Origin of the sequence: Streptosporangium sp. NPDC050855, assembly GCF_044456585.1 — a bacterium.
GTDB classification, from domain to species: Bacteria; Actinomycetota; Actinomycetes; order Streptosporangiales; family Streptosporangiaceae; genus Streptosporangium; species Streptosporangium longisporum.
Genome location: NZ_JBITFY010000002.1, coordinates 186,267 through 212,601 on the forward strand (window position 1 = coordinate 186,267; position 26,335 = coordinate 212,601).

Genomic DNA, 26,335 nt, shown 5'->3' on the forward strand with positions numbered 1-26,335 from the left:
CGGCCCCCCCCCCCCCCCCCGGGGCCCCCCCCCCCCCCCCCCCCCCCCCCGGGGGGCCCGCGCGGGTGGGCGTCGCGGAGCCGGGGACGCCGGGGCGGCGCTCAGGCGATCCGGCCCAGGTCCGCCGGACGGACGGCGCCGCGCAGCGGGACACCGGCCGCCAGCCGCTCGACCTCGGCGACCGCGAACTCGCCCAGGCGGCGCAGTTCCCTGCCCCTGGCCCCGCTCAGGTGCGGGGTGACCAGGACGTTCGGCAGGCCGAGCAGCGCGTGCCCGGGAGGCAACGGCTCGGGGTCGGTCACGTCGAGGACCGCGCCGATGCGGCCCCCGGCGCAGTGCCGCACCAGGGCCCCGGTGTCGACGATGGAGCCGCGGGCGGTGTTGACCAGTACCGCGCCGTCGCGGAGCAGCGCCAGGCGCCGCTCGTCCAGCAGCCCGCGTGTCTCCGGCAGGGCCGGCGCGTGCACGGTCACCAGGTCGGCCCGGCCGCAGAGCTCGTCGAGCGTCACCGCCTCGGCCCCCAGGGCGGTCGCCTCGGCCGGGCCGACGTAGGGGTCGCTGAGCAGGATGCGCGCGCCGTGACCGCGCAGCCGCTCCATCACCAGCCGCCCCACCCGGGAGGCGCCGATGACGCCGACGACCGCCCCGTTCAGGCCGCCGCCCTCGCCCGGCGTCGCCACGCCGGGCAGCGCGTCGCCCGACCAGCCGTCCGCCGAGTACGCCCGCGCCTTGACGAACACCTGCTTGGCGGCCAGCACCAGCATCGCCAGGGTGAACTCGGCAACCGGCAGCGCGTTGGCCTCGGCCGCCGAGGAGACCGCGACGCCCCGCTCGAACACCGCGGGGGTCACGTGCCCCTTGACGCTCCCGGCCGCGTGCACGATCGCGCGCAACCGGGGGGCGCGCTCCAGCACGTCCTCGCCGATCGGCGGGCAGCCCCAGCCGGTGATCAGGATCTCCACGTCGGGCGGCGGGTCGAAGGAGGAGAGCACCCCCTCGCGTACCCGCGCCACCCGTGACAGCCGGAGCAGCAGGTCGGCGGGGAAGAGTTCGGGCAGCAGGCCGGGCTGCATGGCGAACGCCGCGGACGGGGTCATCGGACGGTGAGGGGTCGAAGCGGCGTCGGGCGGTGAAGGGCCGGGCGGTGAGGGGCCGGGCTGTGAGGGGCTGGAGCGGCGAACGCCGCGGACCCGGTCATCGGACGACGAGGGGTCGGACGGAGTCGCGGACCACGATGTGGGTGCCGAGGACCGTCGGGCCGGTGACGTCTCGGCCCAGCGCCAGCCGTACCGCGGTCCTGCCGAGCTCGTCGTGCGGCAGGTGCACGGTGGTCAGGCCGAGGTCGACCGCGGGCGGCACGTCGTCGTAGCCGACGATCGACATGTCGTCGGGCACCCGCAGCCCGTGCTCGCGCAGCGCCTGGATCGCTCCCGCGGCCACCAGGTCGTTGCACGCGAAGATCGCGGTGAAGTCGGGCGGCCCCAGCGACAGCCGCGCGGTCAGCGCGGCGTACCCGGCCTCCCGGGAGAACTCCCCCTCGACCTCCAGCGCGGGGTCGGCGGGGACCCCGTGGGCGGCCAGCGCGTCGCGGTAGCCCGCGACCCTGCTGTCGGAGGTGGAGTGCCCGGGACGCAGCCCCAGGTAGAGGATCCTGCGGTGACCGGCCGAGAGCAGGTGGGCGGTCACCGCGCGGGCGCCGCCGGCGTTGTCGAACCCGACGACCAGGGCCGGCCCGCCCTCCTCCAGCGGCGGGCGCCCGCACAGCACCAGGCGCGAGCCCGCCGCGGCCAGCGAGCGCGCGTACTCGGTCATCCGCTTGCGGTACTCCTCGTCCACCACGACGCTGCCCACCAGGATGACGGCCTCGGCCCGCTGCTCGCGCAGCAGCTGCACGATCGACAGCTCCCGGCCGGGGTCGCCGCCGGTGGTGCAGATCAGCGAGAGCCTGCCCTCGCGCGCCGCCTGCTCCTCCACCCCCTGGGCGATGTAGGCGTAGTACGGCACCGACACGGTGTTGACCACGATGGCGACGGCCCCGGGCCGGGCCGCGGACAGCGCCCTGGCGTGCGCGTTGGGCACGTAGTCCAGCTCGCGGACCGCCCGCATCACCCGGTTGCGGGTGGCGGCCAGCACCGGGTAGTCACCGGCGAGGACGCGGGAGACCGTGGCCACCGAGACGCCGGCGCGACCGGCCACGTCCCTGATGGTGACGCGCTTCACCGTGCTCACTCCGCCTCCCAGGTGACGACGTCTCCGTCCGGGCCGCGCCGGCGGTAGCGGGGCCGGTCGCCGAGCCCGACCTCCACCAGCTCCCCGCCGGGCAGGGCGATCTCCAGGGCGTCCCCGCGTACCCGCAGGTCCAGCGTAGTGGCCTCGCCGTCGTGCGCGGCCGGGGCGCCGAGGGTCACCAGGGAGGCGAACAGTGCGGTGCCGCCGGGGTGGACCGCCTCCAGGTACGGCGTGCACGCGTCCGGTCCGAAGGCGGTGCCGGCGGGCGAGCGGGACACGCCCCGGCGCCGCCAGCCGTGCAGGGGGACGATCGAGCTCTCCGGCCCGCCGGGGGGCACGGCGTGTCCCCCGTCCCGGACGACGTGGCCTGCCGGCGCGGTGACCCGGTGCACCCTGATCTCGGAGGGGCCGTGCACGACCGAGGCGGTCTCCACGGTGACGGGACCACCGGGCAGCGTGTCGTCGGTGTACCGCGAGGCGGCGAAGCGGTCGGCCACCCCGATCCGCTCGATGCGCCGGCGCCGGCTCGCGGCGCCGTCCGGCGCGACGACGGCCAGGTGGTTGTCGACGACCACGGCGCGGCCGTCCTCGTCGGCGCCTCCGGTGCCGCCGTCTCGAGTGCCGCCGTCCACGGTCCCGCCGTCCACGGTGGGGGCGGGTGCGGCATAGGTGGGCCCGGCGTGCGTGGAGTAGGCGAGCCTGGCGTAGTGCGGGTCGTCGACGGCCCGCGCCGGTGCGGGCGCGTTGTGGTCGCTGCCGTGGTTGAGCAGCCGGACGATCCCGTCGCGCCGGGTGGAGTGCAGCAGCCAGCCGGGCGCGGGCAGCGCCACCACCCGGTCGGCCGTCTCCACCGGGGCGGGCTCCTCGGTCGCCGTCCAGGCCGGATGGCTCGCGGGCAGCAGCAGGCCGATGAAGCCCTTGCTCGCCCAGTACGGCGAGCCGGGACCGGAGTAGGGCTGGGTGACCGGCAGGAACGGACCGTGCCAGCCCAGGCTGAGCAGGCCGTCGTCGCCCACGGCGCCGCGGTCCAGGAAGTGCCGCAGGGTGCCGCCGGCCAGCCGCCGGGTGGTGCCCGGGGAGAGCGGGGTGGCGTCGAAGAGCTCGCCGAGCCACAGCGGCGCCGCCGCCGCGAACCGGTAGGTCAGCGAGCGGCCCTGGTGCACCGGGGCGCCGTCGGCGGCGAAGAAGTGCGCGTACCCCTCCAGGAAGAGCCGGAGCCGGTCGCGGTAGACGTCCGGGGAAGCGCCCGACATGCGCGTCCACCAGAGCGTGTACAGGTGCATGGCCCAGCCGCAGTAGTAGTCGTAGTTCTGGCCGTCGCCGTCGGTGTACCACCCGTCGCCGACGTACCAGCTCTCGACCTGTTCCAGCGCCTCGGCGATCTCCGCGGGCTCGTGCGGGGCGCCGACGTTGGCCAGGAACTGCTGGATGACCACCTTGAACAGCACCCAGTTGCACGGCCAGGTCCGGGTGCCGACGATGCCGCCCAGCCAGGCGGCCAGCCGCTCGCGGACGTCCGGGGCAAGGGTGTCGTACAGGCCGCTCTCGTGCAGCGCCAGGGCGATCGACGCGGCCTCGACGATCTGCTGGGAGTTGTCGGTCAGCTCCGGCCAGGCGTACGGGCAGGACGGGTCGGTGCCGCTCGCCAGCCCCTCGGCGTAGCGCTCCAGCACGGTGGCGTCGCCCCGGAACGCGGCGAGCAGGAAGGTGCGGGCGAACCCCTCCAGGCCGTCCGAGTCCGGGCCGGCCCAGCTCTGCCTGCCGGGCAGCCGGATCTGCGCGAACCCGGGCACCGCGTACGGCACGACGGCCTCCAGCAGGCCGTCGGCCGCGGCGAGCCAGTGCTCGCGGGTGTAGCCGGTGTACGGGGAGAGGATCCGGTCGTCGGGCGGCAGTCTCATGACACTCCCGGGAAGGTAACCGGTTACTAGGCGGTGCCCCGACGCTAGAAGATCCCTCGTGGGGGCGTCAAGGGACTCCCGGGGCCTTTGTAACGAAAAGTTAACAGTCGGCGAATGCGTTCTGACAGAGATCCAGGTCAGCACCTGACAACCGGGTACAGGGCGTTGTGCGGTGTTCGTCCGAACCTTGACGGCACCCGATTCCCGCGTCTAGCGTCCGCCTCATGACGTCGAAGTAACCGGTTACCTGACATCGGCACCGTTCCGTCCCCCCACGCGAGAGGTGACACCCGATGGACAGCCCTCCCACCCGCCGCGGATTCCTGAAGGGGTCCGTGCTCTTCGTCGCCGGCGCCGCCGTCTCCGCCTGTTCCGGCGGCGACCCCATGGCCAAGGCGAGAGGCGCCTCCCCCGCGGGCGCCCCCAAGATCACGTTGAACCACTGGTACCACGAGTACGGTGAGGCGGGCACCCAGCAGGCGGCCATGCGCTACGCCGCCGACTTCACCAAGGCCAACCCGGACATCGCCGTCAAGGTGTCCTGGATCCCCGGCAACTACGCGACCAAGTGGACGGCCGCGGTGCTCACGCCGGGCGGCCCGGACGTCTACGAGGTCAACGACGTCAGCCCGAACATGGTCAAGGCGAACCAGGTCGCCCCGCTCGACGACGTCCTCGGCGCCGAGAAGGCCGACTTCAACCCCACGGTGCTGGAGCCGTACACCTGGGGCGGCAAGGTCTACGCCGTTCCCATGGTCGTCGACCTGATGCTGCTCTTCTACCGTCCGTCCCTGTTCCAGAAGGCCGGGTTGCCCGTCCCGACCACCTTCGACGAGCTGGCCGGGGCGGCGAAGAAGCTCACCGCGGGCAAGCAGAAGGGCCTGTTCGCCGGGAACGACGGGATCGGCCCGCTGGCCACGGTCGTCCCGTGGTCCAACGGCAACCCGCTGGTCCGGGACCGGAAGATCGTCTATGATGACCCGGCGGTGGTCGAGGTGCTGACCGCGCTGAAGGGTCTCTACGACGCCAAGGCCACCCTGCAGGGCTACTCCACCGACTGGTGGGACCCGGGCGCGCTCGTCACCGGCGCCGCCGCCATGCAGTGGGGCGGCCTGTGGGCCGTGCCCGGCATGACCGAGGCGCTCGGCGACGACGTCGGCGCCTTCCCGCTGCCCGCGTTCAAGGCCGGCGGCAAGCCGGTGGTCAACATGGGCGGCTGGGTGCAGGTCGTCAACGGCAAGAGCGCCAACCTGGAGGCCGCCAAGCGCTACGTCCGCTGGCTGTGGGTGGAGAACACGGCCGCGCAGACCGACTGGAACCTCGCCTACGGCTTCCACCTCCCGCCGCGCACCAGCATCGCCGCCCAGGCCGACAAGTTGCGGACCGGGCTCGCCAAGACCGTGATGGACGCCACCGCCGCCAACGGCGTCAAGCAGCCCGCGCTGTGGACGCCCGAGGTGCGCCAGCCGTACACCGACGCGGTGACCGCGATCGTCAAGAAGGACGCCGACCCGGCCAGGACGCTCGCCGAGGCGGCCGAACGCTCCCAGGACATCCTCGACCGGATGCCCGCGCTGTGAGCCCGCCCTCCGCGACCGGGACGCCCTCCGGCGGGGCGGTCACCGGGCCCGCGCCGCGGCGGCCGGGGCGGGCGGGGCGGGCGGGGCCGGACGGACGGGCGGCGGGCCGGGCGGCAGGGGCGCGGCGCTGGCCCGCCTGGCGCGCGTTCCTCCTCCTCACGCTGCCGATGGTGGCCGGGCTGTTCGTGTTCAAGTACGTGGCCATCGGCTGGGGGCTGCTGCTCAGCTTCAACGAGGCGCGCGGCACGATCAGCCTGGGCGCCTGGAACGGCCTGGAGAACTACCGGCGCCTGCTGGCCGATCCCGCGTTCACCAGGTCCCTGGTCACGATCGTGGTGTTCACGCTGCTCATCGTGCCGGTGACGTTCGCGTTCGCGCTGGGCCTGGCCGTGCTGGTGAACCGCCTGCGCGGGGGGCGGGCGTTCTTCCGGACGACCTTCTTCATCCCGGCGGCCGTCTCGTACGTGGTCGGCGCCCTGGTGTGGAAGATGAGCCTGTTCAGCGGCACGCCCTCGGGGGTGGCCAACAGCCTGGCCTACCTGCTGGGGTACGAGGAGTCGATCGGCTGGGTGGCCACCGTGGACCCGCCGCTGTACTGGATCGTGCTGGTCACCGTGCGGCTCTGGCTGCAGACCGGCTTCTACATGATCCTCTTCCTGGCCGGGATCCAGCAGATCCCCGCCCAGCTGTACGAGGCCGCGCGGGTCGACGGGGCCGAGTCGGGGTGGCGGCTGTTCCGCCACATCACCTGGCCCATGCTGCGCAACACCTCGGTCGCGGTCACCCTGCTGCTGATCATCAACGCCTTCCAGGCATTCGACGAGTTCTACAACATCCTCGCCTCCAACCTGTCGGGGCTGGGCGGCGCGGACGGCAGGACCCCGCTGATCTACCTGTTCCAGACCGCGCTCGGCGAGCAGAACTACGGCGCGGGCTCGGCCGGCGCGTTCGTCGTCACCCTGCTCATCGTGGCCTTCACCCTGCTGCAGGGCCGCTTCGCCGGCTTCGGCAGGACGGCCGAGGAGGAGGCCCGATGACGTCCACGACCCCGGCGGGCCCGGCAGGCCCGGCCAGCGCGGCAGGCCCGACGAGCGCAGCGGGCCCGGCGAGGCCCGCGAACAACGCGAGACCCGCGCACGAGACGGGCACGGCGAGCACGGCGAGGCCCGCGAGGCCGGTGAGAAGGCGCAACCTGGGCACCTACCTGGCGGCCGTGGTGCTCGCGGTGCCGTTCCTGCTCCCGTTCTACCTGCTGGTCCGCAACGCGCTGATGAGCAGGCGGGAACTCGGCTCGCTGGACTGGCACTGGTGGCCCGAGACGGTCAGCCTGCAGGGGTTCGCCGACGCCTTCGGCAACGAGGCCGTGCCGCTCGTCCATGCGCTGTGGAACTCCACGCTGATCTCCGCGATCTCCGCCCCGGTCGCGACGCTGCTGGCCTCCATGGCCGGGTACGGTCTGGCCAGGATCCCGGTTCCCGCCTCCCGGCCGGTGTTCTTCTTCATCATCGCCACGATGATGGTGCCGGGCGCCGCGACGTTCATCCCCACGTTCGTCGTGGTGGGCTCGATGGGCGGGGTGAACACGCTGTGGGGGCTCATCGTGCCCGGCCTGTTCAGCGCGTTCGCGGTGCTGCTGTTCCGCGGGTTCTACCTGCGCTTCCCGCGCGAGCTGGAGGACGCGGGCCGGGTGGACGGCCTGGGCCACCTGGGCCTGTACCTGCGGCTGGCGCTGCCCAACTCGGGCGCGCTGTTCGCCTCGCTCGGCATCCTGTCCTTCATCGAGCACTGGAACGCCTTCCTGTGGCCGCTGGTCATCGGCCAGGACCCGGCGTACTGGACCGTGCAGGTGGCGCTCTCCACCAACCTCAACCAGCAGGCGGTCAACCTGCCGGCGCTCTTCGCCGGGGCGCTGGTGGCCATCCTGCCCCTGGTCGCCCTGTTCCTCGTCGCCCAGCGCTACATCGTCAGGGGCGTCCTGCTCAGCGGCATCAAAGGCTGAACCCCCCTTCGAGAGGAGTCCTCTCATGTCCCGTCCCCGCCTCCTGCCCCTGCTGTCCGTGCTGTCCGTGCTCTGCCTCGTCCTGGCCGGCGCGCCGATCGGCGCCGCGCCCGCCCAGGCCGCGACCGTTCAGGACGCATCGCTTCAGGACGCATCGCTTCAGGACGCATCGCTTCAGGCCGCGACCGCGCCGGCCGTGACCGCGTCCGTCCGGGCCGCGCCGGTCACGGTGCCGGTCGGCGCGCCGTTCACCGACACCTCCGGCAACGCGCTGCACGCCCACGGCGGCGGCGTGCTCAAGGTCGGCTCGTACTACTACTGGTTCGGGGAGAACCGCAACGCCAACGGCACGTTCCGCTACGTCTCGGCCTACCGGTCGGCCGACCTGCGGAACTGGGAGTTCCGCAACCACGTGCTGACCCAGTCCAGCGCGGCCGAGCTGCAGGTCGCCAACATCGAGCGGCCGAAGGTCGTCTTCAACGCGAGCACCGGCCAGTACGTCATGTGGATGCACAAGGAGAACGGCAGCGACTACGGCGAGGCGCGGGCGGCCGTGGCGGTCTCCTCCACGGTGGACGGGAACTACACCTACCTGCGCAGCTTCCGGCCGCTCGGGCACATGTCCCGGGACATCACGACATTCGTGGACACCGACGGCACCGGCTACATGATCTCGGCCGCCGACGAGAACTACGACCTGCACGTCTACCGGCTGACCGCGAACTACACCGACGTCGCGGCCCTGGTGCGCGTCTGGGACGGCGACCACCGGGAGGCACCGGCCCTGTTCAAGCGGAACGGCGTCTACTTCATGCTGACCTCCGGCGCGACCGGCTGGAGCCCCAACCAGGCCAAGTACGCCACCGCGACCAGCATCACCGGCACCTGGAGCGCCTGGCAGAACGTGGGCGACGGCCTCACCCACGGCTCCCAGCCGGCCTACGTCCTACCGGTCCAGGGCAGCCAGGGCACCTCGTACCTCTACCTGGGCGACCGGTGGGCCGGGGCCTGGGGCGGGCCGGTCAACGACTCCCGGTACGTGTGGCTGCCGGTGCAGTTCTCCGGCAACACCACGATGAGCCTGTCCAACGCCCGGCAGCTGACCATCGACGCGGCGGCCGGCACGATCACCCCGGTCGGATCGGGCTACGACCGGCTCACCGTACGCCACTCCGGCAAGTGCGCCGACGTCAAGGACCAGTCCACCGCCAACAACGCCGCCGTGATCCAGTACACCTGCGGCGGAGGCACCAACCAGCAGTGGCGCATCCAGACGATCGGCGGCGGCCACGTCCAGATCATCGCCCGCCACTCGGGCAGGTGCCTGGACGTCAGCGACGTGAGCACCGCCGACGGCGCCGCGATCCACCAGTACGGCTGCGGCACTGGCACCAACCAGCAGTTCACCCTGGCCGACGCCGGGAGCGGTTACCTGCGGCTGGTCGCCCGCCACTCGGGCAAGTGCGTGGACCTGCCGAGCGGTTCCCAGGACAACATCCAGTTCAAGCAGTATCCCTGCGGCACCGGCACCCACCAGCAGTTCACCCGCACCGCGCTCTGACCCCGCGGCGGGCGATCCGTCCCGTCTCGCGTACCCGTTCCGGTGGTACGCGAGACGGGACTTACTAACGCACTTCACCGCTCAAGACAAGAAAATGTCCAAATGCGGACACGGGGACAACCGAACACCTTCGCGACTCGTCTCCCCCTTGTCCGACGTGTCGCCACAGGAGTCGCCGTGCGAGCCCCCTCAGTCCTCTCCGTCCTTCTCCTGGCCTGTGGTCCGGCCCTGCTCACGGCACCGGCTCACGCGGCCGTCCCCGAGACGCCGCGAAGCCGGGTGGCCGTCGCGCACACGGTCACCGACATCGTGGAGTACACGTGCACGACCGACGGTGAGTCCCAGCCGCAGAGCGTCAAGGTCCAGGTCGAGCTGACGGTGCCGACCGGTGCCGCGGCGGGTACGCAGATGACCATCGGCTGGCGCGGGACCTACGCGGGCGGCACCGGGCTGAAGGCGCCCGCAACGGGACTGGCGACCGGCGCCTCGCTGTACGCGTACGCGTCCATCAGCGGGATGCCCGGGCTGACCTCCGCCACCGGGACGGGCACGCTCGGCCAGGTCGGCGCGAGCCAGGTCATCCCGCTGCCCACGGCCACGGTGGACCTGAAGACCACCGCCCCCACCTCCGGGACGGCCACGGTGAAGCCGGCCGCCCTGAACTTCGGGACCGCGGCCAACGCTCCGGTGATCGAGTGCGACGTGGTCAACGCCGACCTCCTGACCGCCCGCGACCTCGTGGTCGGCGGGACGAGCGGCACGGGGACGGACACGGGCACCGACACCGGCACGGACACCGAGGCCGACACCGAGGCCAACACCGAGGCCGACACGGGGAGCGGCGAGGTGGAGGAGACGCCGGAGGGATCGGCGGCGACCGGGGGCGGCGGCGAGGCCGGGCCCGACGGCCGGCCCCTGGTACTGACCGGCTCCGTGCTCATCCTCACCGCCGTAGGCGGGCTCCTGCTGCGCCGCCGTCGCGTCCCGCGCTGACCCCGGCCGGCGCCCCGAGCCCGGAACGCCGAAAGGCCCGGGCCCGGCTCGATGATCATCGAACCGGGCCCGGGCCTTCGTGCTGGTGCGCCGCCAGGGACTCGAACCCCGGACCCGCTGATTAAGAGTCAGCTGCTCTAACCAACTGAGCTAGCGGCGCCCGACCTGGACAAGACTACCGGACCGGGCGTCATGGTCCGTACATGTGCCGACATGCCGCCATCACCCGGCCCGGCGGCCGCACGGTGGGGCGGGGTCCACCACCTGCGGATCGAGCCGCGACCCACCGGCCATCGCGTGGCCTCCGTGGGGCGTCTCGCATCGCACCCGTTCTGTAATCGCGAATATCCGGCGATATGGTCGCCTGAAATGCGTACGGCGCGCCCTGAACGGCTTTCGGCGCCCGGGAGGGAAGAACCCGCACCGCCCGCGTCATTCGGGGCAGAGTTCATATTCGTTCGGGTCCCGTGTCGAGAAACTCAATCCCCATGCGGCGTACAACGAGGTGGGGACGGGCGGCGCGCAGACCCGCGCGTCGTAATCACCTTTGAATCGCCACTCGCCGCGGCCCTCACGCACCCAGAAGTGCAGCCCGTCCAGAAATGCGATCACATAGTAGGTGTCGGTCTTCCGGCTCTCGCCGAAGACCATGCCGTAGTAGATGCCATCCCTGGTGGCCACCTCCGCGGACTTCGCGGAGGGGCCTGCGGCGGCGCGGCTCGCGGCGGCCAGCTTGTCACGGGTGGCCTGGGTTATCGCGAGGGGCACCGCCCTGCCGGCAGGCAGGCGCTCGAGCTCCTCCTCGTACTCGTCGGTGTCCTCGTCCGGGGGTGCCACGGCCGGGGGTTCCTCGGAGGCCGCCGCCGTGTCCGTGCTCGGGACCAAGGCCGGTGGCGAGGAGCGGGACCGCGCGACCTCCGGCGACGGGCCGGCCCCGAACACCATCACCGTGGCCACGACCGCGAGCGCGAGCAGTATTCCCGTGAGCAGCACTACGCCTATCAACGACTTGTGCATTCCCAATGTGTAGCACCGATGGATTCACGCGCCCAACAGGCGTCGGTTCCATTTTCATAAGAATCGCGTTGTTCACCCTCCGCGATCGCCATTCCGGATCCGGCCGGCGGGGATCGGGACGACCGGCTCACGGAAAAGCGCCGGAAGAACGACCCCGGCGTGAGGACGACGCTCCGAGGCGGAATCGGACGCCCGCGCGGCGTTCCCGGCCGCGACCGGGGTGGGGAGCGGTGCCCGTCCGGACGAGAGGCTCACGGCCACCCGGCCGGTGTCGCCGGTCCGCGCCGGCACGTCCGTACCGGGGGTGAGGCACGGTGTTGTATCCCCTCCGACATGGGCAGACGTCGTTTAGGGCCCCTGCCCCGGGTACTGAAGCGGAGCCCAGAGAGTCACGTTCAAGGGAGATGTTCGACCATGCAGCCTGAACTCTGGAACTACCGAGCCGACGTCTACGGCCAGGACAGGACGCTCGACGTCGCCGGCTACCACGTCGAGGCCACCGACGGGAAGATCGGCTCCGTCGACGAGGCGACCTACGAGGTCGGCCAGAGCTACCTGGTCGTCGACACGGGGCCCTGGATCTTCGGCAAGAAGGTCCTCCTGCCGGCGAGCACGGTGACGCAGATCGACCCTCAGGAGCAGAAGATCTACGTCGCGCGGACCAAGCAGGAGATCAAGGACGCCCCCGAGTTCGACGAGGCCAACTTCAAGGAGCCCGCGTACCGCGACCGGGTCGGCGAGTACTACGGCCGCTTCCCCTTCGGCGGTGGACCGGGCACGTTCTGACGAGGACGACCCGGCCGGGAACGCCCTGACGAGGGCGAACCGAACGGGCACGTTCTGACGAGGACGTGCGGCCGGAGAGGTCCCGACCGGGCATGACGATCGACGAGGGCCCCGCCACGGCGGGGCCCTTCCCGTTCCCCGGCCCGTCCCGCTTCCCGTCCTTCTCTTCACGGAGCCGTCCCGCTCCTCCCGAAGGCGGCGCGGGCCCCCTCCCGGAGACGGTTCGGAACTCCCCCTGGAGACGGTACGCGCCCCCTCCCGGAGACGGTGCGAGGTCGTTCATGAAGACGGCGCCGCGGGGGGCGGCGCCGGTCGTTCGATTTCTTCTTCCGAGGGGCCGGAAATTCACACGCGGTTCACACTGTTCAGGGCCAGCTCGGGTCTCCCGAGGAGTCGAGGGGGCCGGGCAGGACGTCGAGGCGTTCGAGAAGGACGAGGAAGGTCGAGGCGTAGGGAGAGTGCTGCACGACGGAGGCGACGCGGTTCCAGTCGACCTGCTCGCGCAGGGCCCGTACCTGCGGAAGCAGCGAGCTGTAGTTGCAGCTGTGCTCCGAGAGCGGCAAAAGCCATGAGATGACCAGGTCGGTCGCCTCCAGGACCGGCAGGATCACCGCCGACGCCTTCATCGGCTCGGCTCGTTTCAGCAGCTCCGGGGTCACCGGATGGTCGCAGATGGAGAAGATCAGATCCACCAGCCTGCCCTCGTCGTAGGCCTTGACGAGCCAGTCCTCGGGCGGCTTGGCCGTCTCGAAGCCCAGCTTGCTCAGCGCCTCCAGGGCGGTCGGCACGTCCTCCTGGGGGAGGACGAAATCAACGTCGTGCAGTGAAGGGGCGGCTCCGCGCGCGTACGCGGCACAGCCTCCCGCGAGCGCGAACCTGACGTCGGCGTCCTTCAGACCGCTGCTGGCCCGCTTCAGCGTCTCCAGGATCGCGTCGGTGACCTCGTGACTGTGTCCCATGGGCACTCGCGTACCCCATAACTTCGCAGCTAGGCATGGCAAACCCGATGCTGGGTAAACGCTGTTCATGATTCAGCCCGAACACGTACAAAAACACGACCCGCATCCGGGAGAGAGTCGTAAGGAACGGGTCGACCGGGAGCTCGGAGAACTTTTGCAGGGGCTGCGTGTCGCGGTCACCGGTGTGCAGGTGCTGTTCGCGTTCCTGCTCACCGTCCCCTTCGCCCCCGGGTTCCAGAGGGTGGACGTCCTGGGACGCTGGCTGTTCTTCATCGCCCTGCTGAGCGCCGCCCTCGCCTCCGTCTGCTTCATCACCCCCGCCGCCCAGCACCGCCTGCTGTTCCGCACCGGGTTGAAGGAGAGGATGCTGCACCGCTCCAACGCGATCGGCATCGCGGGCGCAGGCTGGCTGCTGGTCGCGATGACGAGCGCGGTCGCGCTGGTCGCCGAGACCGTCATCAACGCCTGGCCCGCCGCGCTGTTCGGCGGCGTCGTGGCGCTGACCAGCCTTTGGTTGTGGTTCATCCAACCGATTATTGATCTGTACCGAACCGAGGATGATGAAGATGTTAAGTCGTGAATTGTGAGGGCAGAGGGCGGTTATGGCTACCTTGCTTTGGATCATCGCAGTCGTCCTCGTCATCTCCGGGATCTATGTCATCCTGGCCCGTCGCGACCTCCTGTGGGGGATCGTCCTCATCGTCCTCGGTTTCCTCGTGGGCCCCGGGGGTGTGAGCATCTTCAATGTCTGACGCGGGCCTCGCGCTCGCCGAACGCCAGGTGCGGACGTGGCGTCCGTACCCCGTCCCGTGTCGGCCTGACGCCGGCACACGAGTGAAGACCGGGCCTCGCGGCCCGTGAAAGAGCAGAACCGAAGTCGCCCCGAATTCCCATAGAAGCTTCGCGGGCCGGGTATCCCCCGGCCCGCTTCTTCTTGTCCGGATCCTTCGCCCGCCGAGGCGCGGAAAGCGCCCCGGCGGACGGGGTCCTACAGGCAGTAGACGGCGTACGCCTGGCCGAGCACCGGCAGGGCGACGTTGCGCACCCGGATGCCGCCCGGCGTCACGCCCCTCTCCGTACCGGCGTGCGCGTGACCGTGAACGATCAGGTCGGCACCCTCGGCGTCGACCGCCTCGGCCAGCAGGTAGCTGCCGAGGAAGGGGTAGATCTCCAGCGGCTCGCCCGCCAGCGTGTCCTTGACCGGCGAGTAGTGGGAGAGCACGACCGTGCGGTCGGCCTCCAGTTCCTTCAGGGCCACCCGCCAGCGCTCCGCGATCCGCTTGGTGTGACCCACGAACGCCTTGATCTCGGGCTCGCCGAAGTCACTGGCGCACTTGCCGGCGTACCCTCCGCCGAACCCCTTGCCGCCGACCACGCCGAGCCGCACCCCGTGGATGTCGAGCACCGTGGCGTCGTCGTGCAGGACGTGGATGCCGGCGTCCCGCAGCAGGGCGGCGATCTCGGCGGGCAGGTCGGAGTGGTGGTCGTGGTTGCCCAGCACGGCGACCACCGGGATCGGCAGGTCGCGGAACTCGTCGGCCACCACCCGCCCCTCCTCCAGCGTGCCGTGCCGGGTCAGGTCACCGGCGAGCAGCAGGACGTCGGCGCGCTCCTCGATACCCTCGAGCCGCTTGCGGTACTGCCCCCGCAGGCTCTCGTCCAGGTGCACGTCCCCGACGGCGGCGATGCGCAGCTCTCTCACAGCTTCTCCTCCTTCCCCGGTTCCCGTACGTCCACGACGTCGATCTCGTTGTGGACGACCAGGCCGGGGGCCGCCTCACCGGCCACCTCGGCGATCAGGTCACGGCGTTCGGCAGCGGTGACCTGACCGCGCAGGTAGAGCTGGTCGCCCCGGACGTCCGCCCGGATGCCGAGTTCCGTGGTCCTCTCGTCCTCGGCGAGCGCGCTCTGCACGCGCGCCGCGATGTACTGCGGAGCCTCCATCGTCGAACTCCTCTCCGTCCGAAGCAGTTCGCCTTCCCACGTATGCCGAGGTCAAACACGTTTAAAACCCTCGGCAGGGGCAGCTGGGACGCGTGTGCCTAGGACGCAGGCACGGCTACCTCGTACCCCAGGAGGAGACGTGCCCATGCGGATCGCCATCGTGTCCGAACACGCCAGCCCCCTCGCGACCGTCGGCGGCGCCGACGCCGGGGGCCAGAACGTCCACGTCGCCGCCCTCTCGCGGGCGCTCGCCGGACGCGGGCACGAGGTGACCGTCTACACCCGCCGGGAGTCGCCCCTCCAGCGGGAGGAGATCGCCCTGGCCCCCGGGGTGACCGTGGTCCACGTCCCGGCCGGGCCCGCCGTGGTCCTGGCCAAGGACGACCTGCTCCCCTGGATCCCGGACTTCGGCCGCTGGCTCGCCCGGCGCTGGAGGTCGCGCGCGTCGGCACCGCCCGACATGGTGCACAGCCACTTCTGGATGAGCGGCCTGGCCGCCCTGGCCGCCGCGCGGGACGCCGGAGTCCCGGTCGCGCACACCTTCCACGCCCTCGGCACGGTCAAGCGGCGCCACCAGGGCGCGGCCGACACCAGCCCGCCCGAGCGCGTCGGGATCGAGACCACGGTCGCCTGCCACGCGGACGTGACCATCGCGACCTGCTCCGACGAGGTGGAGGAACTGCGCCGGATGGGCGTGCCCGGCCACCGGACGAGGGTGGTGCCGTGCGGCGTCGACGTGCGCGCCTTCACCCCCGAGGGCCCCCGGATGGACCTGGGCGCCGGGCCCGTCCTGCTCTCCATCGGCCGCCCGGTGCCCCGCAAGGGCGTGGACACCGCGATCCGGGCCCTCGCCGGCGTCCCGGAGGCCACCCTGGTGATCGCCGGCGGTCATCCGGACGACCCGGAGACCGAAAGGCTCGCGCGGGTCGCGTCCGGCTGCGGGGTGGGCGACCGCGTCAGGTTCCTCGGCAGGGTGGACAGGGAGGACGTCCCGGCCCTGATGCGCTCGGCGGACGTCGTGGTGACCGTGCCCTGGTACGAGCCGTTCGGGATCGTGCCGCTGGAGGCCATGGCCTGCGGCGTGCCGGTGGTCGCCTCGGCCGTTGGCGGGCACCTGGACACCGTGCTGCCCGGCGTCACCGGCCTGCTGGTCCCGCCGCGCGAGCCGCACGCCCTGGGCGGCGCGCTGCGCCGGCTGCTCGCCGCACCTGACCTGCTGTCCGCGTACGGTGCCGCCGCGGCCGCCCACGCGCGGGCGCACTACGACTGGGAGGGCGTCGCCGCCCGTACCTGCGCCGTCTACGCGGAGGTGCTCTCCCGCCGGGCCCCCGACCGGCGGACCGGCGGCACCCGGCGAGGCCACGATCTCCCCGCGCGGCGGACCGGCCGCAGGCGGCCGTGCACCGGGGTCGCCTGACCCGGCCTCCGTCCGCGCCTCCGTTCCCGCCGCCCGGCCGCCCCTGCGTCGTCCCGACGCTCCCCTCGCCCTCCGCCGTCCCCGGCCCTCCGGCTCGTACGGGACCGTTTCCGTCCTCGGTTCGTGCGGGACGCGGAAAGGCCGTCCGGACGCGCGAGAGCCCCGGCCCTCCGTGGAGGGCCGGGGCTCCTGGCGCCGGACCGGTGTCACCGGCTCGACCGGTCTCAGCCGCCGGTGGTGGCTCTCATGGGATCACTTGCCGGTGGCCCTGTGAATGCTCCGTGAGGCGGACCGGTCGATCGCGGCCTTGACCACGCCGAAGATCGCCCCCTGGATGGCGGCGGCGACCAGGACCTCGCGCCAGCCGTACTCCTCGTTCGTCGCCTGAGGCGCGTCGTCCTTACCCGAGGCGAACTTCCAGACCTGCTTGAAGATGGCGCCGGCGATGGCACCACCGAGCATTCCGCTCGCGGCACTCGCGCCGCGGGATACGACCCTGCTCAACGTCCTGTCCTCCGTTCGCTTCTACCGAGAAAGGACGGTTACCCGCCCGGAGAGGTTCTTAACGGATCCGACCCGATCAAGGACCGGCGGATCTCCGCCCTGCCGTGGCTCCCCCGGGGGATCACACCACCGGCGGGTCGTTGTAGCGGCGCTCCTCGTAGACGCGGCGCTGGACGACCGGGTCGTCGATGACCGCGGTCGCCGTGGAGTCCGCCACCGCCCGGCGGGCGAGGCTGAGCCGGTAGACGGCGAACAGCAGCCAGGCGAGGCCACCGATCATGAGGATGACACCGACGACGTTGATGTCGAATCCGGCGATGTCGAACTCGACCGCCCACGTGAGGATGGCGCCGAGCATGATGAGAATGATGCCGCCTGCGATGGTCATGGGATCTCCTCCTTCGAGCCAACATCTGACCATCTATCCCCCACACGGATCTCAAACGTCACCGGCGGAGGCATGTCCCTGTCGGCGCCTTCCCGCGGCCGTCAGGCGGCCCGTCGTCCCGCGGGGATCCTCCCGCCGTACGGGCGGCGGATCCCTACCGGCCGCGCAGGGCCAGCATCTGCGCGACCTGCGCGGTACGCGAGACGTCGACCCGCCTGGCCATCCCGGTGACCTGGGAGTGCAACCCGGTCGCCACCTCCACCTTGGCCATCTGGGAGGCGTCGTCCTGCTGGGCGATCATCATGTCCAGGAACCTCCTCTCGAACTCGGCCGGTGGGGCGGAGGTGAGCGCCTCGATCTCCTCCTGGCTCACCCCGGGCATCCCGCCGTGGGCGGCGTGCTCGTCGTCCTCCGCGGTCGCGGGCTGCCCCCAGGCGGCCAGCAGGGCGGCCATCGAGGCGGCCTCGCGCTCCTGGGTCACCCCGATCGCCTCGGCCAGCTCCCGCACCTCGGGACGGACCTCCCGCCCGCGGACCAGCCGCACCAGTCCGACCACCTGGGTGTTGTGCGGGACCATCATCTGCAGGAACATCACGTCCGGGGCGTTGAAGGCGACTCCCGCGGCGGTCCCGACCGGTGGCGCCGGAGAGGGGCTGGGCACTCCCCCGCCGGCCCCGGTCCCGTCGTGGCCGCCGTGCTCCCCGTGCGTCCCGTGCCCGGACGCGCCGGACGGGGAGGTGCCCGGCGTACCGGACGCGGGGGCACCGGGCGTGCCGGACGCCGGGGCGCCCGTGGTGACCGTGGTGGCCGGGGCCGAGGCGCCGTGCGCTCCGTGACCCGAGGCGCCGCGGAGCTGCTGGACGTCGTGGGCGCCGCAGCCGGACAGCAGCAGGACGCCGAACACGACCGCCGGTACCGCACTCCTCATCGGAACTCCTTCGAAGGACGACGGACCCGGCCGGGACGGGCCGCGGGTCGCGGTCCGTCCCGGCCGGGTCTCACCGGGGCACGGACCGGATCAGAGACGCTGCCACAGGGCCGGGACGTTCGGCGGCTCCCAGCCGTCCAGCGCGGTGTGCGCCTGCAGGCACCGGTAGGTCGCGCCGCCGTAGGTCACCTGGGTGCCCGCCGTGTAGGCGGTGCCCGCCCTCCAGCTGCCACCCGGCTGGCTCGTCGGCGTCGGGGTCGGGGTCGGGGTCGGCTTCACCGTGGGGGTCACGGTCGGGGTGGGGGTCGGCGAGGGGCCGGGGCCACCGCCGCCGAACTCCACGTCGGAGCAGGTGTAGAAGGCCTCGGTGCTGCCCACGACGCGCTGCCAGATCGAGAAGAGGATGTGGCGGCCGCTCCGCTGCGGGAGGTTGATCGTCCAGTTGGTGAACTGGGTGGGGTTCTGGTTGTTGAAGGTCCTGATGTGCTCCAGGTCCGACCAGCGCAGCGGCTGGGACGGGTCATAGCCCTGCCGGGTGATGTAGAACTCGAAGTTGCTGTTCGCGTGCGGCGCGGTCGCGTGGTAGGTGACGGTCAGCGGGCCCGTGGAGACCCGGGTGGCGGGCCAGTCGGTCCTGGCCAGGTTGAGCCCGCGGTACTTGTCACGTCCCGCGCCGCAGAGCTGGCCGTCGGGGATGATCTGACGGTGGTTGCCGCCGGCCTCTAGGCGGGACACCTCGTGCCAATCGTAGAACGCCTGGGTGCCTCCTGCCGCGACGGCCGCCTTGCACGCCGCGGACTTGGCGGTCTCGGGACCCTCGGTCTTGCAGACGTAGGCCCGGCTGGGCGGGTTCGACATGGATCCGTGGGCGACGGCCGGGGCGGACGGCAGCAGGACGAGCAGTGATCCCGCGCTGACCACGGCGGTACCGGCAGTGATGATCTTGTTGCGCAAACGCACGTCGACTCCTCCAGAAAGGGGGAAATGGGAGGCGGAACATGTCCAACGGCCGACGGATAGCACGTTATTAACAAGAAACCTTACTAACAGTCCCCTTCCGGACGCCAGCCGTTCGGGAAGATTCCCTACGCGCGGGGGCCGCGCGCCACGCACAGCGACGCCCGGCCCCGTGATGCGACCGGCCCACCGGCGCAGACCGGTGGGCCGGTCACCCGATCGGTTGCTTCATGATCTTCTTCATGACCGCGACGCGCTCGGCCGGGTCTTCCGGAACGACGGCGGCATGCTCGGCGGGACGGGCCGTTCAGGTCAGGGCGAGCAGCCGGTCGCACTCCCGCAGCAGCCGCTCGCGCAGCGGGGCGGCCCGCTCGGTGAAGCCGCGCTGGGCGGTCACGTACTCCGCGCGCCCGTCGGTGGTCTCCACCTGGATGGGCCGGTACCCCAGGGCGCTCAGGTCGTACGGGCTGGCCCGCATGTCCACGGTCCGGATGTCGCGGGCCAGCGCGAAGCAGTCCGCGACCAGCTCGCTGCCGACCAGGGGCGACAGCTTGTAGGCCCACTTGTACAGGTCCATGTTGGCGTGCAGGCAGCCCGGCTGCTCCAGCTCCCGCTGGAGCTCGCGGGTCGGCTGGATCGTGTTGAGCGGGCGGGCCGGGGCGGTGAAGAAACGGAACGCGTCGAAGTGGCCGCACCGCACCCCGCGCCGGTCGACGATCTCCTCGATCCGCTCGGGAGAGAGCCTGAGCGGGAAGGAGGAGTGCCGGATCTCCTCCTCGGGCGTCCGGTAGACCATCGCCCACTCGTGCATCCCGAAACAGCCCAGGTGCGGCGGCCGGCTCGCGGTGGCGGCCAGCAGGTCCCGGATCCAGCCGATCACGGCCGTGCGCCGGGGCAGGACCTCGTCGAGATCCAGTACGGCGCCCTCGGCGCAGTCGCGGTAATGGGTCCCGAAGGAGCGGGCCCCGGCCAGGACCACACCGGCCCCGGGATGCCACTGCAGCAGGCGTCCGGGCCGGAAGCTGTAGTAGGTGAACAGGAAGTCCTCGACCGGATGGGCGACCCGCTCGCGGCCACGGCGCAGATGCGGCCCGATCCAGGCCCCGACCCGGTCCCGGTGCGCCAGATCCCGGCGCCGCCACTCCTGCTCGCTCAGCACTTCCATACCGGCATCGTAGGAAGCCCCGGCCGGCGAGCGGTAAACGGAGCCCGCCCGCTCTCGCCGGGGAGCGCGCGGGAACGGGGAAAGCCCAGGCCGGACGTGCCGGCCTGGGCTTTCTGATCGTGGTGCGCCGCCAGGGACTCGAACCCCGGACCCGCTGATTAAGAGTCAGCTGCTCTAACCAACTGAGCTAGCGGCGCCCGCAACGGAGGTAACTCTAGCAGCAGCCTCGACGCGCCCGCACCCCGGTTGATCTCGGATCGATCTCCCTCGCAACGCGCCGTCCGGCCGGTGCCTCGATCATCGTTCCGGCCCCGGACAAGACTCGGGGCCGGACAGTCCCCCAACTGTCCGACCCCGATCTCTTTGCGGGCTGTGCCTTCGTCTCCCCCAAGACTCCGGCGGCTCCGCTAGGAACGCGATCCCCCTCGCGCCCTTTATCCGGTGAAAGGCTCTTGCGGTTCCGGAGGCTTCCCAACCCCCTCGACCTGCAACCACACTACCTGGCCAAATGTAACGTGCGCGTCATCCAAAGGTTGATTTTGCGCCTACACCCAACCTTGACCCGGTATCACCGAAGGGCCGCCATCTCCGCCTGACACGCGAAAATCGGCCTCCGGAGCGTCGATCCCATTGGTTCGGGTTTCGATTTCATTGGTTCGGCGGCTATCGCCTGTCTCGTCCCGGTCGACAGCCCCGGCCGGTCGCCCGCCCCGGCCCAGAACCCCGGAACCGGAGCCCTGGACCCGGAGCCTTCGGCCGAGAGCCCCGGCCCAGAACCCTGAACCCAGAACCCTGGACCTGCAGCCTCCGGCCGGGAACCGGCCCGGAGCCCCGGGACCGCCCGGCGCCCCCTCAGGGGAGTTCGAGGCGGACCTCGGTGGTCTCCCTCAGGGCCCGGCTCACCGTGCAGTACTTCTCCTCGACCCGGCGGGCCACCGCGTCGAGGACCTCCCCGGCCTTCTCGTCGCCCTCGGGCAGTTCCACGTCGTAGGTGATGGTGATCGGCCCCAGCCGGGTGGCCTCGACCTTCTCGGCGTGCACGGTCATCGCCAGGCGGACCATGCGGTGACCGCGCTGGGCGGTCAGCGGCTCCACGGTGACGATGTTGCAGCCGCCGAGCGCCGCGAGCAGCAGCTCGACGGGCGTGAACGCCCCCTGCTCGTCACCACCGCCCATGGCGACCTCGGCCCCGCGGTCGTTGCGCGCCACGAAACCGTCCTCGGTCCGCTCCACACTCACCCGCGCCATGGCGTCCTCCCTCGGCCTGTCCCGGATGCTCGGACTGCCCCGGATCCGCCGATCACCCTACAGAGGGCCGGACATCGGGATGACCCGCGGGAAAGGGCTCAAGCCTCCGGATGTTTGGACAGGTAGTCGATGTAGAACGGCCGCAGCGCCTCGCCCAGCTCCCCGTGGCCCGAGGCCATGGCGTCGCTGAGCAGCGCCGAGACCCGGCTGAGGTCGTTGGTCGTCTGATCCTCGTTCCCCGAGGACGCCTCCGCCGCCGGGATCAGCGTGAGCAGCTCCCACAGGAAGCCGAGATCTCCGTGGTGCACGGCGTAGTGGACCGCGCGGTCATGCAGTTCCTGGGCCGACAGCGCCTCAAGCTCGTCCGTCTCCAACAGACCCACCCCCTCACGCCCCTTCTGCCCCCAGAATGCGGACGTCATGCGCGATCTCGGTACGTGCCTCGGTTGCCCAGCCGGACCACCATTTTTCCGGTGTTGGCGCCACCCAGCATGTCGATGAAGGCCGTAGGGGCGTTCTCCAGGCCGTCCACCACGGTCTCGGTGAAGACCAGCCTGCCCTCGCGGATCCAGGCGCCCACCTCGGCGACCATGTCGGGCATCCGGTCCAGGTGGTCGGAGACGATGAACCCGCGCAGGGTGAGCCGCTTCCCCACGGCCAGGCCCAGGTTGTCCGGACCCGGTACGGGACCGGTGGCGTTGTAGGCGGAGATCGCCCCGCACATCGCGACCCTGCCGTACGTCCTCAGCGCGCCGATGGCCGCCCGCAGGTGGTCACCGCCGACGTTGTCGAAGTAGAGGTCGATCCCGTCGGGGGCGGCCCCGGCGAGCCGCTCGTCGATCGCGCCGTCGTGGTAGTCGAAGGCCGCGTCGAAGCCGAGGTCGTCGAGCAGGTGGACGATCTTCTCCGGTGATCCGGCGCTGCCCACCACCCGCGAGGCCCCCTTCAGGCGGGCGATCTGCCCGGCCAGGCTGCCCACCGCCCCGGCCGCGCCGGACACGAACACCACGTCCCCCTCCTTCAGGCCCGCGATGTCGAGCAGTCCCACGTACGCGGTCAGGCCGGTCGCGCCCAGGGCGCCGAGATGGACCGAGAGCGGGACGCCGGGCGTCTCCTCGACCGGGCGGGCCCGCCCGGCGTCGAGGACGGCGTACTCGCGCCAGCCGTACCCGTGGTAGACCACGTCCCCGGGCGACAGTCCGGGCGCGCGGGAGACGACGACCTCGCCGAGGGCGCCCCCGTCGAGCGGTTCGCCGATCCGGAAGGGCGGGACGTAGGACTCGCCCTCGTTCATGCGCCCCCTCATGTAGGGGTCGACGCTCATGAAGAGGTTGCGGACGAGGATCTCACCGTCCGCGGGGGCGGGCAGGTCGGTCTCGGCGAGCTCGAAGTTCTCCGGGACCGGCGGACCGGAGGGGCGCGACACGAGCCGTACCTCCCGGGAGACCGTACGGCCGGTGGACGATCTGTTCTCGGACATGTCCGCCCCTTCGCTGCCCCACCCCGTGATCCGGGCTTCTCACCTGGGCCTTCCCATCTCCGGACGGTTCTCCCCGTCCGCGGGCGGACGGTTCCTGCCGGGACTCGCCGCTTTCGCGACCACGTACGGTCACGGATGCGACACTCTCCACGGAACCGGGTTCCGGTCCAGCGGGCCGGTCACCGCGCTCGCGGCCTCCGCGGTGCCCGCCGAGGTCCGGCGGCTGCGCGGCGGTCCGGAAAACTCACCAGTATTTGTATATGTCCACCTTTGGAGTACGGATTCATCGTCCGTTTGATCATCCATGCGAGGATGCCGAAACGTGAAAATTCTCATCAAGATCCTGGCCGTGGCGGCCGCCCTGTGGGCGGCGACCCAGCTCGTGGACGGCATCGCGGTCTCCGCGAGAACCCCGCTGAGGGAGATCGGCACGCTCGTCGCCGTCGCCTTCGTCTTCGGGATCGTCAACGCGGTCCTCAAGCCGATCATCAAACTGCTCGGCTGCGCCTTCTACGTCCTCACGCTCGGCCTGTTCGCCCTGGTGGTCAACGCGGGGCTGCTGCTGCTGACCAGCTGGATCGCCGAGCAGCTCCGCCTGCCCTTCCACGTGTCGGGGTTCTGGCCCGCGTTCTGGGGCGCGATCCTCATCGGCCTGATCAGCTGGGTGCTCGACCTGATCCTCGGCGACTGAGACGGCCGAGGCGATCGAGGACACCGAGACGACCCGGAGGACCGAGAAGATGACCTTCGTCCTTGACGGCGCCCACCTGACCTGCGAACAGGTCGACCGGGCGGCGAACGGCTCCGGGATCGAGCTGGGCTCCACCGCCGCCGCGGAGGCGGCCTGGCGGACGGCCGCCCTGCTCGACGGGCCGGTGTACGGCCGGACCACCGGCGTGGGCGCCAACAAGGACGTGGAGACCGACGGCTCCGGCCTGGACCTGCTCCGCAGCCACGCGGGCGGCGCCGGGCCGCCGATCGGCGAGACCCGCGCCCGCGCCACCCTCGTCGTCCGGCTCAACCAGCTCCTCGCCGGTGGCTCGGGGGTCGATCCCGCCCTGCTGCCCGTCCTGGCCACCGCCGTCAACCAGGGCCTGACGCCACCGATCCGCGGGTACGGCGCCATCGGCACCGGCGACCTGACCGCGCTGGCCACCACCGCGCTCTGCCTGCTGGGGGAGATCGCCTGGACGCCGCCGTCGGCGGGCCTGCCCTCGGCGGGCACCGGGCCCGGCGGCGGCCCGGCCCCGGGACGCAGCGGGGAGGCCGTGCCGCGTTTCGCGCTCGCCTCCTCCGACGCGCTGCCCTTCATCAGCTCGGGCGCGGCGACGCTGGCGGACGCGGCGCTGGCCTGTCACCGCCTGCGGCTCCTGCTGGCCGCGGCCACCGCGGTCGCGGCCCGTTCCTTCCGTGCCGTCGAGGGCTCGCTGGAGCCGCTCTCGCCCCAGGTGCAGCGCGGCCCCGAGCAGACCTCGGTCGCCGCCGACCTGCGGGCCCTGGTCGGGCTCACCACCCCGCGCCGCGTCCAGGACCCGTACGGGTACCGCGCCTTCCCGCAGGTGCACGGGGCGGCGCTGGACGCTCTGGGGCGGGCGGAGCGGACCGTCACCGAGGAGATGAACGCGTCCCCGGAGAACCCGCTGATCGCCGGAGGGCGGGCCTGGCACAACGGCAACTTCCACTCGGCGCGGGTGGCGCTGGCCCTGGACGCCCTGCGGGCCGCGCTCGTGCAGACCGCGACGCTCAGCGCCGCCAGGCTCGCCACCCTGAACGACCCCGCGCACACCGGACTCCTGCCCTTCCTCGCCGAACGCCCCGGGCTGTCCGGGGTGATGATCCTGGAGTACGTCGCGCACTCGGCCCTGGGCGAGCTGCGCCACCTGGCCGCCCCGGTCACCCTGGGGGGCGCCGTGCTCTCGCTGGGGACCGAGGACCACGCGAGCTTCACCCCGCAGGCGGCCCGCTCCTCGCTCGCCGCCGTCGAACCGCTGGAGATCGTCCTGGCGTGCGAGCTGGTCGCCTCGGTACGGGCGCTGCGGCTGCGCGGGATCCCCTGCGACGTGCCGCTCGACCCGGCGACGGGCGACCGCCCGCTCGACGGCGACCTCGACGCGGCCCGCGCGCTGCTGCCCTCCCTGGCCCCCTGACCTCCCCGTCCCGATCACCGGCAGTCCGGGAGGGGTCTCGGGACGGTCGGCCGGACCCGCTGCCGGCCGGTCCGGCGCGTCAGCCCACCGAGCCGCGTTCGCGGAGCTGGGGCGACTGCACGATGCGACGGCGGCGGGTGTTGCCGTCGGCGGCGGCGACCACGATCCGGACGGCGGCGCGGACGATGCCGTCGATGTCCCAGTCGACCGTGGTCAGGCCGGGAGTGAGCAGGCCCGACATGGGGTGGTCGTCGTAGCCCATCACGGACACGTCCGACGGGATGCCCAGCTTCCGCTCGGCCGCGGCCGCGTAGACGCCGTAGGCGATCGAGTCCGCGAAGCAGAAGAACGCCCGGTGCCCGGCGTCGAGCATCTCACCGGCGACCCGGGTGGCCGCCGCCAGCGACTGCGGGGCGGTGACCGTCCCGATCTCCAGGCCCAGCCGTTCGGCCTCGGCCATGACGTGCACGTCGGCGGGCCGGTCGGGGGTGCTGGCCCGGGTGGAGGTGAGGACGGCCATGCGCCGGTGGCCCCGGCCGCGCAGGTGCTCCAGCGCGAGCGTGACCCCGGCCCGGTTGTCGAAGACGACCTCGCCCGCCGACCGTCCCCCGGCCAGCGCGTCGCCGATCGACACCACCGGCAGCCCGTCGCACAGATCGGCCCAGAGCGGCGCCGCCGGGTCGACCGGCTGCACGATCAGCGCGTCCACCCGCTGGTCGCGGAGCTGCCTGGCGAGCGTGTGCTCCCTGGCCGGGTCCCCCGCGGCGTCCAGGATCAGGGCGTAGCGGTCGTTGTCCTTGAGCGCGCGGCCGATGCCGACGGCCAGCGCCTGCTGCCAGAGGTCCTCCAGCGAGCCGCAGAGCAGGCCGATCATCCCGGTCCTGCCGCTGGCCAGCGCGCGGGCGATGGGGTCGGCCTCGTACCCGAGCTCGGCCGCGGCCCGGCGTACCCGCTCGATGGTCTCCTCCGAGACCTGCATGCCACGCAGGGCGTACGACACGGCGGCGGGTGACAGACCGGTGGCCTTCGCCACCTCGCGTATGGTCGCTCGTTTCCGAGGCTGAGGCATCGGTCCAGCCTATTGCCAGGGGCCTGCGGAAGCGTGCCGGAACACGATCACGGCTCTCGCGGG

At 71.9% G+C, this 26,335-nt stretch carries 27 protein-coding genes and 2 tRNA genes; 11 read left to right on the top strand and 18 right to left on the bottom strand.

All coding sequences use genetic code 11. The annotated features are described in order from the left end of the window. Positions 1 to 101: 101 nt before the first annotated feature. The 3 genes from ACIBCT_RS05970 to ACIBCT_RS05980 all read right to left on the bottom strand — a co-directional run bounded on the left by ACIBCT_RS05970 (position 102) and on the right by ACIBCT_RS05980 (position 4,130). The gene (locus tag ACIBCT_RS05970) at positions 102 to 1,097 is read right to left on the bottom strand and encodes a hydroxyacid dehydrogenase (RefSeq protein ID WP_399186270.1); all 996 of its coding nucleotides are present in this window, start codon (positions 1,095 to 1,097) and stop codon (positions 102 to 104) included. Positions 1,098 to 1,194: 97 nt separating this feature from the next. Continuing rightward, on the bottom strand, positions 1,195 to 2,229 hold the full coding sequence (locus ACIBCT_RS05975) for a LacI family DNA-binding transcriptional regulator (RefSeq protein ID WP_399186271.1): 1,035 nt from the start codon (positions 2,227 to 2,229) through the stop codon (positions 1,195 to 1,197). Then, a complete protein-coding gene (locus ACIBCT_RS05980) occupies positions 2,226 to 4,130 on the bottom strand; it encodes a DUF2264 domain-containing protein (protein ID WP_399186272.1) in 1,905 nt (634 codons plus the stop codon). Before ACIBCT_RS05980 ends, ACIBCT_RS05975 begins: the two co-directional genes overlap by 4 nt. 293 nt (positions 4,131 to 4,423) lie before the next feature. On the opposite strand from ACIBCT_RS05980, the gene ACIBCT_RS05985 reads away from it, so the two are divergent. The 5 genes from ACIBCT_RS05985 to ACIBCT_RS06005 all read left to right on the top strand — a co-directional run bounded on the left by ACIBCT_RS05985 (position 4,424) and on the right by ACIBCT_RS06005 (position 10,263). Beyond that, positions 4,424 to 5,710: an ABC transporter substrate-binding protein gene (locus ACIBCT_RS05985; RefSeq protein WP_399186273.1), complete on the top strand. Its 1,287-nt coding sequence runs from the start codon at positions 4,424 to 4,426 to the stop codon at positions 5,708 to 5,710. Then, the gene (locus ACIBCT_RS05990; protein WP_399186274.1) at positions 5,707 to 6,747 is read left to right on the top strand and encodes a carbohydrate ABC transporter permease; all 1,041 of its coding nucleotides are present in this window, start codon (positions 5,707 to 5,709) and stop codon (positions 6,745 to 6,747) included. Before ACIBCT_RS05985 ends, ACIBCT_RS05990 begins: the two co-directional genes overlap by 4 nt. After that, positions 6,744 to 7,709, top strand: a complete 966-nt coding sequence (locus ACIBCT_RS05995) for a carbohydrate ABC transporter permease (protein WP_399186275.1) — start codon at positions 6,744 to 6,746, stop codon at positions 7,707 to 7,709. Before ACIBCT_RS05990 ends, ACIBCT_RS05995 begins: the two co-directional genes overlap by 4 nt. 25 nt (positions 7,710 to 7,734) lie before the next feature. Next, positions 7,735 to 9,270 (top strand): RICIN domain-containing protein, encoded by a 1,536-nt coding sequence (locus tag ACIBCT_RS06000; protein ID WP_399186276.1) that lies wholly within the window; start codon positions 7,735 to 7,737, stop codon positions 9,268 to 9,270. A 177-nt stretch (positions 9,271 to 9,447) separates the two neighbouring features. Beyond that, entirely contained in the window at positions 9,448 to 10,263 is an 816-nt protein-coding gene (locus ACIBCT_RS06005) for a hypothetical protein (protein ID WP_399186277.1), read from the top strand. A gap of 83 nt (positions 10,264 to 10,346) precedes the next feature. Here the strand turns inward: ACIBCT_RS06005 and ACIBCT_RS06010 are convergent. Together ACIBCT_RS06010 and ACIBCT_RS06015 are read right to left on the bottom strand one after the other, a co-directional pair. Beyond that, positions 10,347 to 10,423: transfer RNA gene (locus ACIBCT_RS06010), tRNA-Lys, on the bottom strand. A 272-nt stretch (positions 10,424 to 10,695) separates the two neighbouring features. Then, positions 10,696 to 11,280: a hypothetical protein gene (locus tag ACIBCT_RS06015; RefSeq protein ID WP_399186278.1), complete on the bottom strand. Its 585-nt coding sequence runs from the start codon at positions 11,278 to 11,280 to the stop codon at positions 10,696 to 10,698. Between the two features lie 414 nt (positions 11,281 to 11,694). On the opposite strand from ACIBCT_RS06015, the gene ACIBCT_RS06020 reads away from it, so the two are divergent. Continuing rightward, positions 11,695 to 12,066 (top strand): PRC-barrel domain containing protein, encoded by a 372-nt coding sequence (locus tag ACIBCT_RS06020; RefSeq protein WP_399186279.1) that lies wholly within the window; start codon positions 11,695 to 11,697, stop codon positions 12,064 to 12,066. A gap of 365 nt (positions 12,067 to 12,431) precedes the next feature. Here ACIBCT_RS06020 and ACIBCT_RS06025 read toward each other — a convergent pair whose 3' ends face one another. Further along, entirely contained in the window at positions 12,432 to 13,025 is a 594-nt protein-coding gene (locus ACIBCT_RS06025; RefSeq protein ID WP_399186280.1) for a nucleotidyltransferase family protein, read from the bottom strand. Between the two features lie 67 nt (positions 13,026 to 13,092). Here ACIBCT_RS06025 and ACIBCT_RS06030 point away from each other — a divergent pair, with 67 nt between their 5' ends. Together ACIBCT_RS06030 and ACIBCT_RS06035 are read left to right on the top strand one after the other, a co-directional pair. Next, on the top strand, positions 13,093 to 13,605 hold the full coding sequence (locus ACIBCT_RS06030; RefSeq protein WP_399186281.1) for a DUF6328 family protein: 513 nt from the start codon (positions 13,093 to 13,095) through the stop codon (positions 13,603 to 13,605). Between the two features lie 22 nt (positions 13,606 to 13,627). Further along, on the top strand, positions 13,628 to 13,777 hold the full coding sequence (locus tag ACIBCT_RS06035; protein WP_184719841.1) for a GPGG-motif small membrane protein: 150 nt from the start codon (positions 13,628 to 13,630) through the stop codon (positions 13,775 to 13,777). A gap of 236 nt (positions 13,778 to 14,013) precedes the next feature. Here ACIBCT_RS06035 and ACIBCT_RS06040 read toward each other — a convergent pair whose 3' ends face one another. Then, complete coding sequence (locus ACIBCT_RS06040; RefSeq protein WP_399186282.1) at positions 14,014 to 14,727, bottom strand: metallophosphoesterase; 714 nt, start codon at positions 14,725 to 14,727, stop codon at positions 14,014 to 14,016. Further along, positions 14,724 to 14,969 carry a BON domain-containing protein gene (locus ACIBCT_RS06045; protein WP_344894681.1) on the bottom strand — a complete coding sequence of 82 codons (246 nt, stop codon included), beginning with the start codon at positions 14,967 to 14,969 and terminating at the stop codon, positions 14,724 to 14,726. The genes ACIBCT_RS06040 and ACIBCT_RS06045 overlap by 4 nt, the downstream gene beginning before the upstream one ends. Positions 14,970 to 15,114: 145 nt before the next feature. Between ACIBCT_RS06045 and ACIBCT_RS06050 the strand changes: the two genes are divergently transcribed. Continuing rightward, on the top strand, positions 15,115 to 16,386 hold the full coding sequence (locus tag ACIBCT_RS06050; protein ID WP_399186283.1) for a glycosyltransferase: 1,272 nt from the start codon (positions 15,115 to 15,117) through the stop codon (positions 16,384 to 16,386). A gap of 252 nt (positions 16,387 to 16,638) precedes the next feature. Here ACIBCT_RS06050 and ACIBCT_RS06055 read toward each other — a convergent pair whose 3' ends face one another. The 9 genes from ACIBCT_RS06055 to ACIBCT_RS06095 all read right to left on the bottom strand — a co-directional run bounded on the left by ACIBCT_RS06055 (position 16,639) and on the right by ACIBCT_RS06095 (position 23,056). After that, complete coding sequence (locus ACIBCT_RS06055; protein ID WP_399186284.1) at positions 16,639 to 16,890, bottom strand: DUF4235 domain-containing protein; 252 nt, start codon at positions 16,888 to 16,890, stop codon at positions 16,639 to 16,641. 121 nt (positions 16,891 to 17,011) lie between these two features. Continuing rightward, positions 17,012 to 17,278 (bottom strand): DUF6458 family protein, encoded by a 267-nt coding sequence (locus ACIBCT_RS06060; protein WP_399186285.1) that lies wholly within the window; start codon positions 17,276 to 17,278, stop codon positions 17,012 to 17,014. Positions 17,279 to 17,432: 154 nt separating this feature from the next. Continuing rightward, the gene (locus ACIBCT_RS06065) at positions 17,433 to 18,206 is read right to left on the bottom strand and encodes a DUF305 domain-containing protein (RefSeq protein ID WP_399186286.1); all 774 of its coding nucleotides are present in this window, start codon (positions 18,204 to 18,206) and stop codon (positions 17,433 to 17,435) included. A 90-nt stretch (positions 18,207 to 18,296) separates the two neighbouring features. Beyond that, a complete protein-coding gene (locus tag ACIBCT_RS06070; RefSeq protein WP_399186287.1) occupies positions 18,297 to 19,166 on the bottom strand; it encodes a lytic polysaccharide monooxygenase in 870 nt (289 codons plus the stop codon). A gap of 304 nt (positions 19,167 to 19,470) precedes the next feature. Beyond that, complete coding sequence (locus tag ACIBCT_RS06075; protein WP_399186288.1) at positions 19,471 to 20,328, bottom strand: 3-methyladenine DNA glycosylase; 858 nt, start codon at positions 20,326 to 20,328, stop codon at positions 19,471 to 19,473. Positions 20,329 to 20,448: 120 nt separating this feature from the next. Continuing rightward, positions 20,449 to 20,525: transfer RNA gene (locus ACIBCT_RS06080), tRNA-Lys, on the bottom strand. Between the two features lie 655 nt (positions 20,526 to 21,180). After that, entirely contained in the window at positions 21,181 to 21,576 is a 396-nt protein-coding gene (locus tag ACIBCT_RS06085) for an OsmC family protein (RefSeq protein ID WP_399186289.1), read from the bottom strand. Between the two features lie 98 nt (positions 21,577 to 21,674). Then, positions 21,675 to 21,959, bottom strand: a complete 285-nt coding sequence (locus ACIBCT_RS06090; protein ID WP_399186290.1) for a hypothetical protein — start codon at positions 21,957 to 21,959, stop codon at positions 21,675 to 21,677. 35 nt (positions 21,960 to 21,994) lie between these two features. Further along, complete coding sequence (locus ACIBCT_RS06095; protein ID WP_399186291.1) at positions 21,995 to 23,056, bottom strand: NADP-dependent oxidoreductase; 1,062 nt, start codon at positions 23,054 to 23,056, stop codon at positions 21,995 to 21,997. A 322-nt stretch (positions 23,057 to 23,378) separates the two neighbouring features. Here ACIBCT_RS06095 and ACIBCT_RS06100 point away from each other — a divergent pair, with 322 nt between their 5' ends. Together ACIBCT_RS06100 and ACIBCT_RS06105 are read left to right on the top strand one after the other, a co-directional pair. Beyond that, entirely contained in the window at positions 23,379 to 23,747 is a 369-nt protein-coding gene (locus ACIBCT_RS06100) for a phage holin family protein (protein WP_399186292.1), read from the top strand. A 49-nt stretch (positions 23,748 to 23,796) separates the two neighbouring features. Further along, the gene (locus tag ACIBCT_RS06105; RefSeq protein ID WP_399186293.1) at positions 23,797 to 25,203 is read left to right on the top strand and encodes an aromatic amino acid lyase; all 1,407 of its coding nucleotides are present in this window, start codon (positions 23,797 to 23,799) and stop codon (positions 25,201 to 25,203) included. A 79-nt stretch (positions 25,204 to 25,282) separates the two neighbouring features. Here ACIBCT_RS06105 and ACIBCT_RS06110 read toward each other — a convergent pair whose 3' ends face one another. Next, on the bottom strand, positions 25,283 to 26,236 hold the full coding sequence (locus ACIBCT_RS06110) for a LacI family DNA-binding transcriptional regulator (RefSeq protein WP_344894644.1): 954 nt from the start codon (positions 26,234 to 26,236) through the stop codon (positions 25,283 to 25,285). Between the last annotated feature and the right edge of the window lie 99 nt (positions 26,237 to 26,335).

What these genes read in the sequence shown, in the direction of transcription:
- ACIBCT_RS06045 (WP_344894681.1), bottom strand. Translation starts at nt 14,969, where the DNA reads ATGGAGGCTCCGCAGTACATCGCGGCGCGCGTGCAGAGCGCGCTCGCC.
- ACIBCT_RS06015 (WP_399186278.1), bottom strand. Translation starts at nt 11,280, where the DNA reads ATGCACAAGTCGTTGATAGGCGTAGTGCTGCTCACGGGAATACTGCTC.
- ACIBCT_RS06085 (WP_399186289.1), bottom strand. Translation starts at nt 21,576, where the DNA reads ATGGCGCGGGTGAGTGTGGAGCGGACCGAGGACGGTTTCGTGGCGCGC.
- ACIBCT_RS06050 (WP_399186283.1), top strand. Translation starts at nt 15,115, where the DNA reads ATGCGGATCGCCATCGTGTCCGAACACGCCAGCCCCCTCGCGACCGTC.
- ACIBCT_RS06020 (WP_399186279.1), top strand. Translation starts at nt 11,695, where the DNA reads ATGCAGCCTGAACTCTGGAACTACCGAGCCGACGTCTACGGCCAGGAC.
- ACIBCT_RS05995 (WP_399186275.1), top strand. Translation starts at nt 6,744, where the DNA reads ATGACGTCCACGACCCCGGCGGGCCCGGCAGGCCCGGCCAGCGCGGCA.
- ACIBCT_RS05980 (WP_399186272.1), bottom strand. Translation starts at nt 4,130, where the DNA reads ATGAGACTGCCGCCCGACGACCGGATCCTCTCCCCGTACACCGGCTAC.
- ACIBCT_RS06075 (WP_399186288.1), bottom strand. Translation starts at nt 20,328, where the DNA reads ATGGAAGTGCTGAGCGAGCAGGAGTGGCGGCGCCGGGATCTGGCGCAC.
- ACIBCT_RS06065 (WP_399186286.1), bottom strand. Translation starts at nt 18,206, where the DNA reads ATGAGGAGTGCGGTACCGGCGGTCGTGTTCGGCGTCCTGCTGCTGTCC.
- ACIBCT_RS06095 (WP_399186291.1), bottom strand. Translation starts at nt 23,056, where the DNA reads ATGTCCGAGAACAGATCGTCCACCGGCCGTACGGTCTCCCGGGAGGTA.
- ACIBCT_RS05985 (WP_399186273.1), top strand. Translation starts at nt 4,424, where the DNA reads ATGGACAGCCCTCCCACCCGCCGCGGATTCCTGAAGGGGTCCGTGCTC.
- ACIBCT_RS06025 (WP_399186280.1), bottom strand. Translation starts at nt 13,025, where the DNA reads ATGGGACACAGTCACGAGGTCACCGACGCGATCCTGGAGACGCTGAAG.
- ACIBCT_RS06030 (WP_399186281.1), top strand. Translation starts at nt 13,093, where the DNA reads ATGATTCAGCCCGAACACGTACAAAAACACGACCCGCATCCGGGAGAG.
- ACIBCT_RS06000 (WP_399186276.1), top strand. Translation starts at nt 7,735, where the DNA reads ATGTCCCGTCCCCGCCTCCTGCCCCTGCTGTCCGTGCTGTCCGTGCTC.
- ACIBCT_RS06105 (WP_399186293.1), top strand. Translation starts at nt 23,797, where the DNA reads ATGACCTTCGTCCTTGACGGCGCCCACCTGACCTGCGAACAGGTCGAC.
- ACIBCT_RS06035 (WP_184719841.1), top strand. Translation starts at nt 13,628, where the DNA reads ATGGCTACCTTGCTTTGGATCATCGCAGTCGTCCTCGTCATCTCCGGG.
- ACIBCT_RS05970 (WP_399186270.1), bottom strand. Translation starts at nt 1,097, where the DNA reads ATGACCCCGTCCGCGGCGTTCGCCATGCAGCCCGGCCTGCTGCCCGAA.
- ACIBCT_RS06060 (WP_399186285.1), bottom strand. Translation starts at nt 17,278, where the DNA reads ATGACCATCGCAGGCGGCATCATTCTCATCATGCTCGGCGCCATCCTC.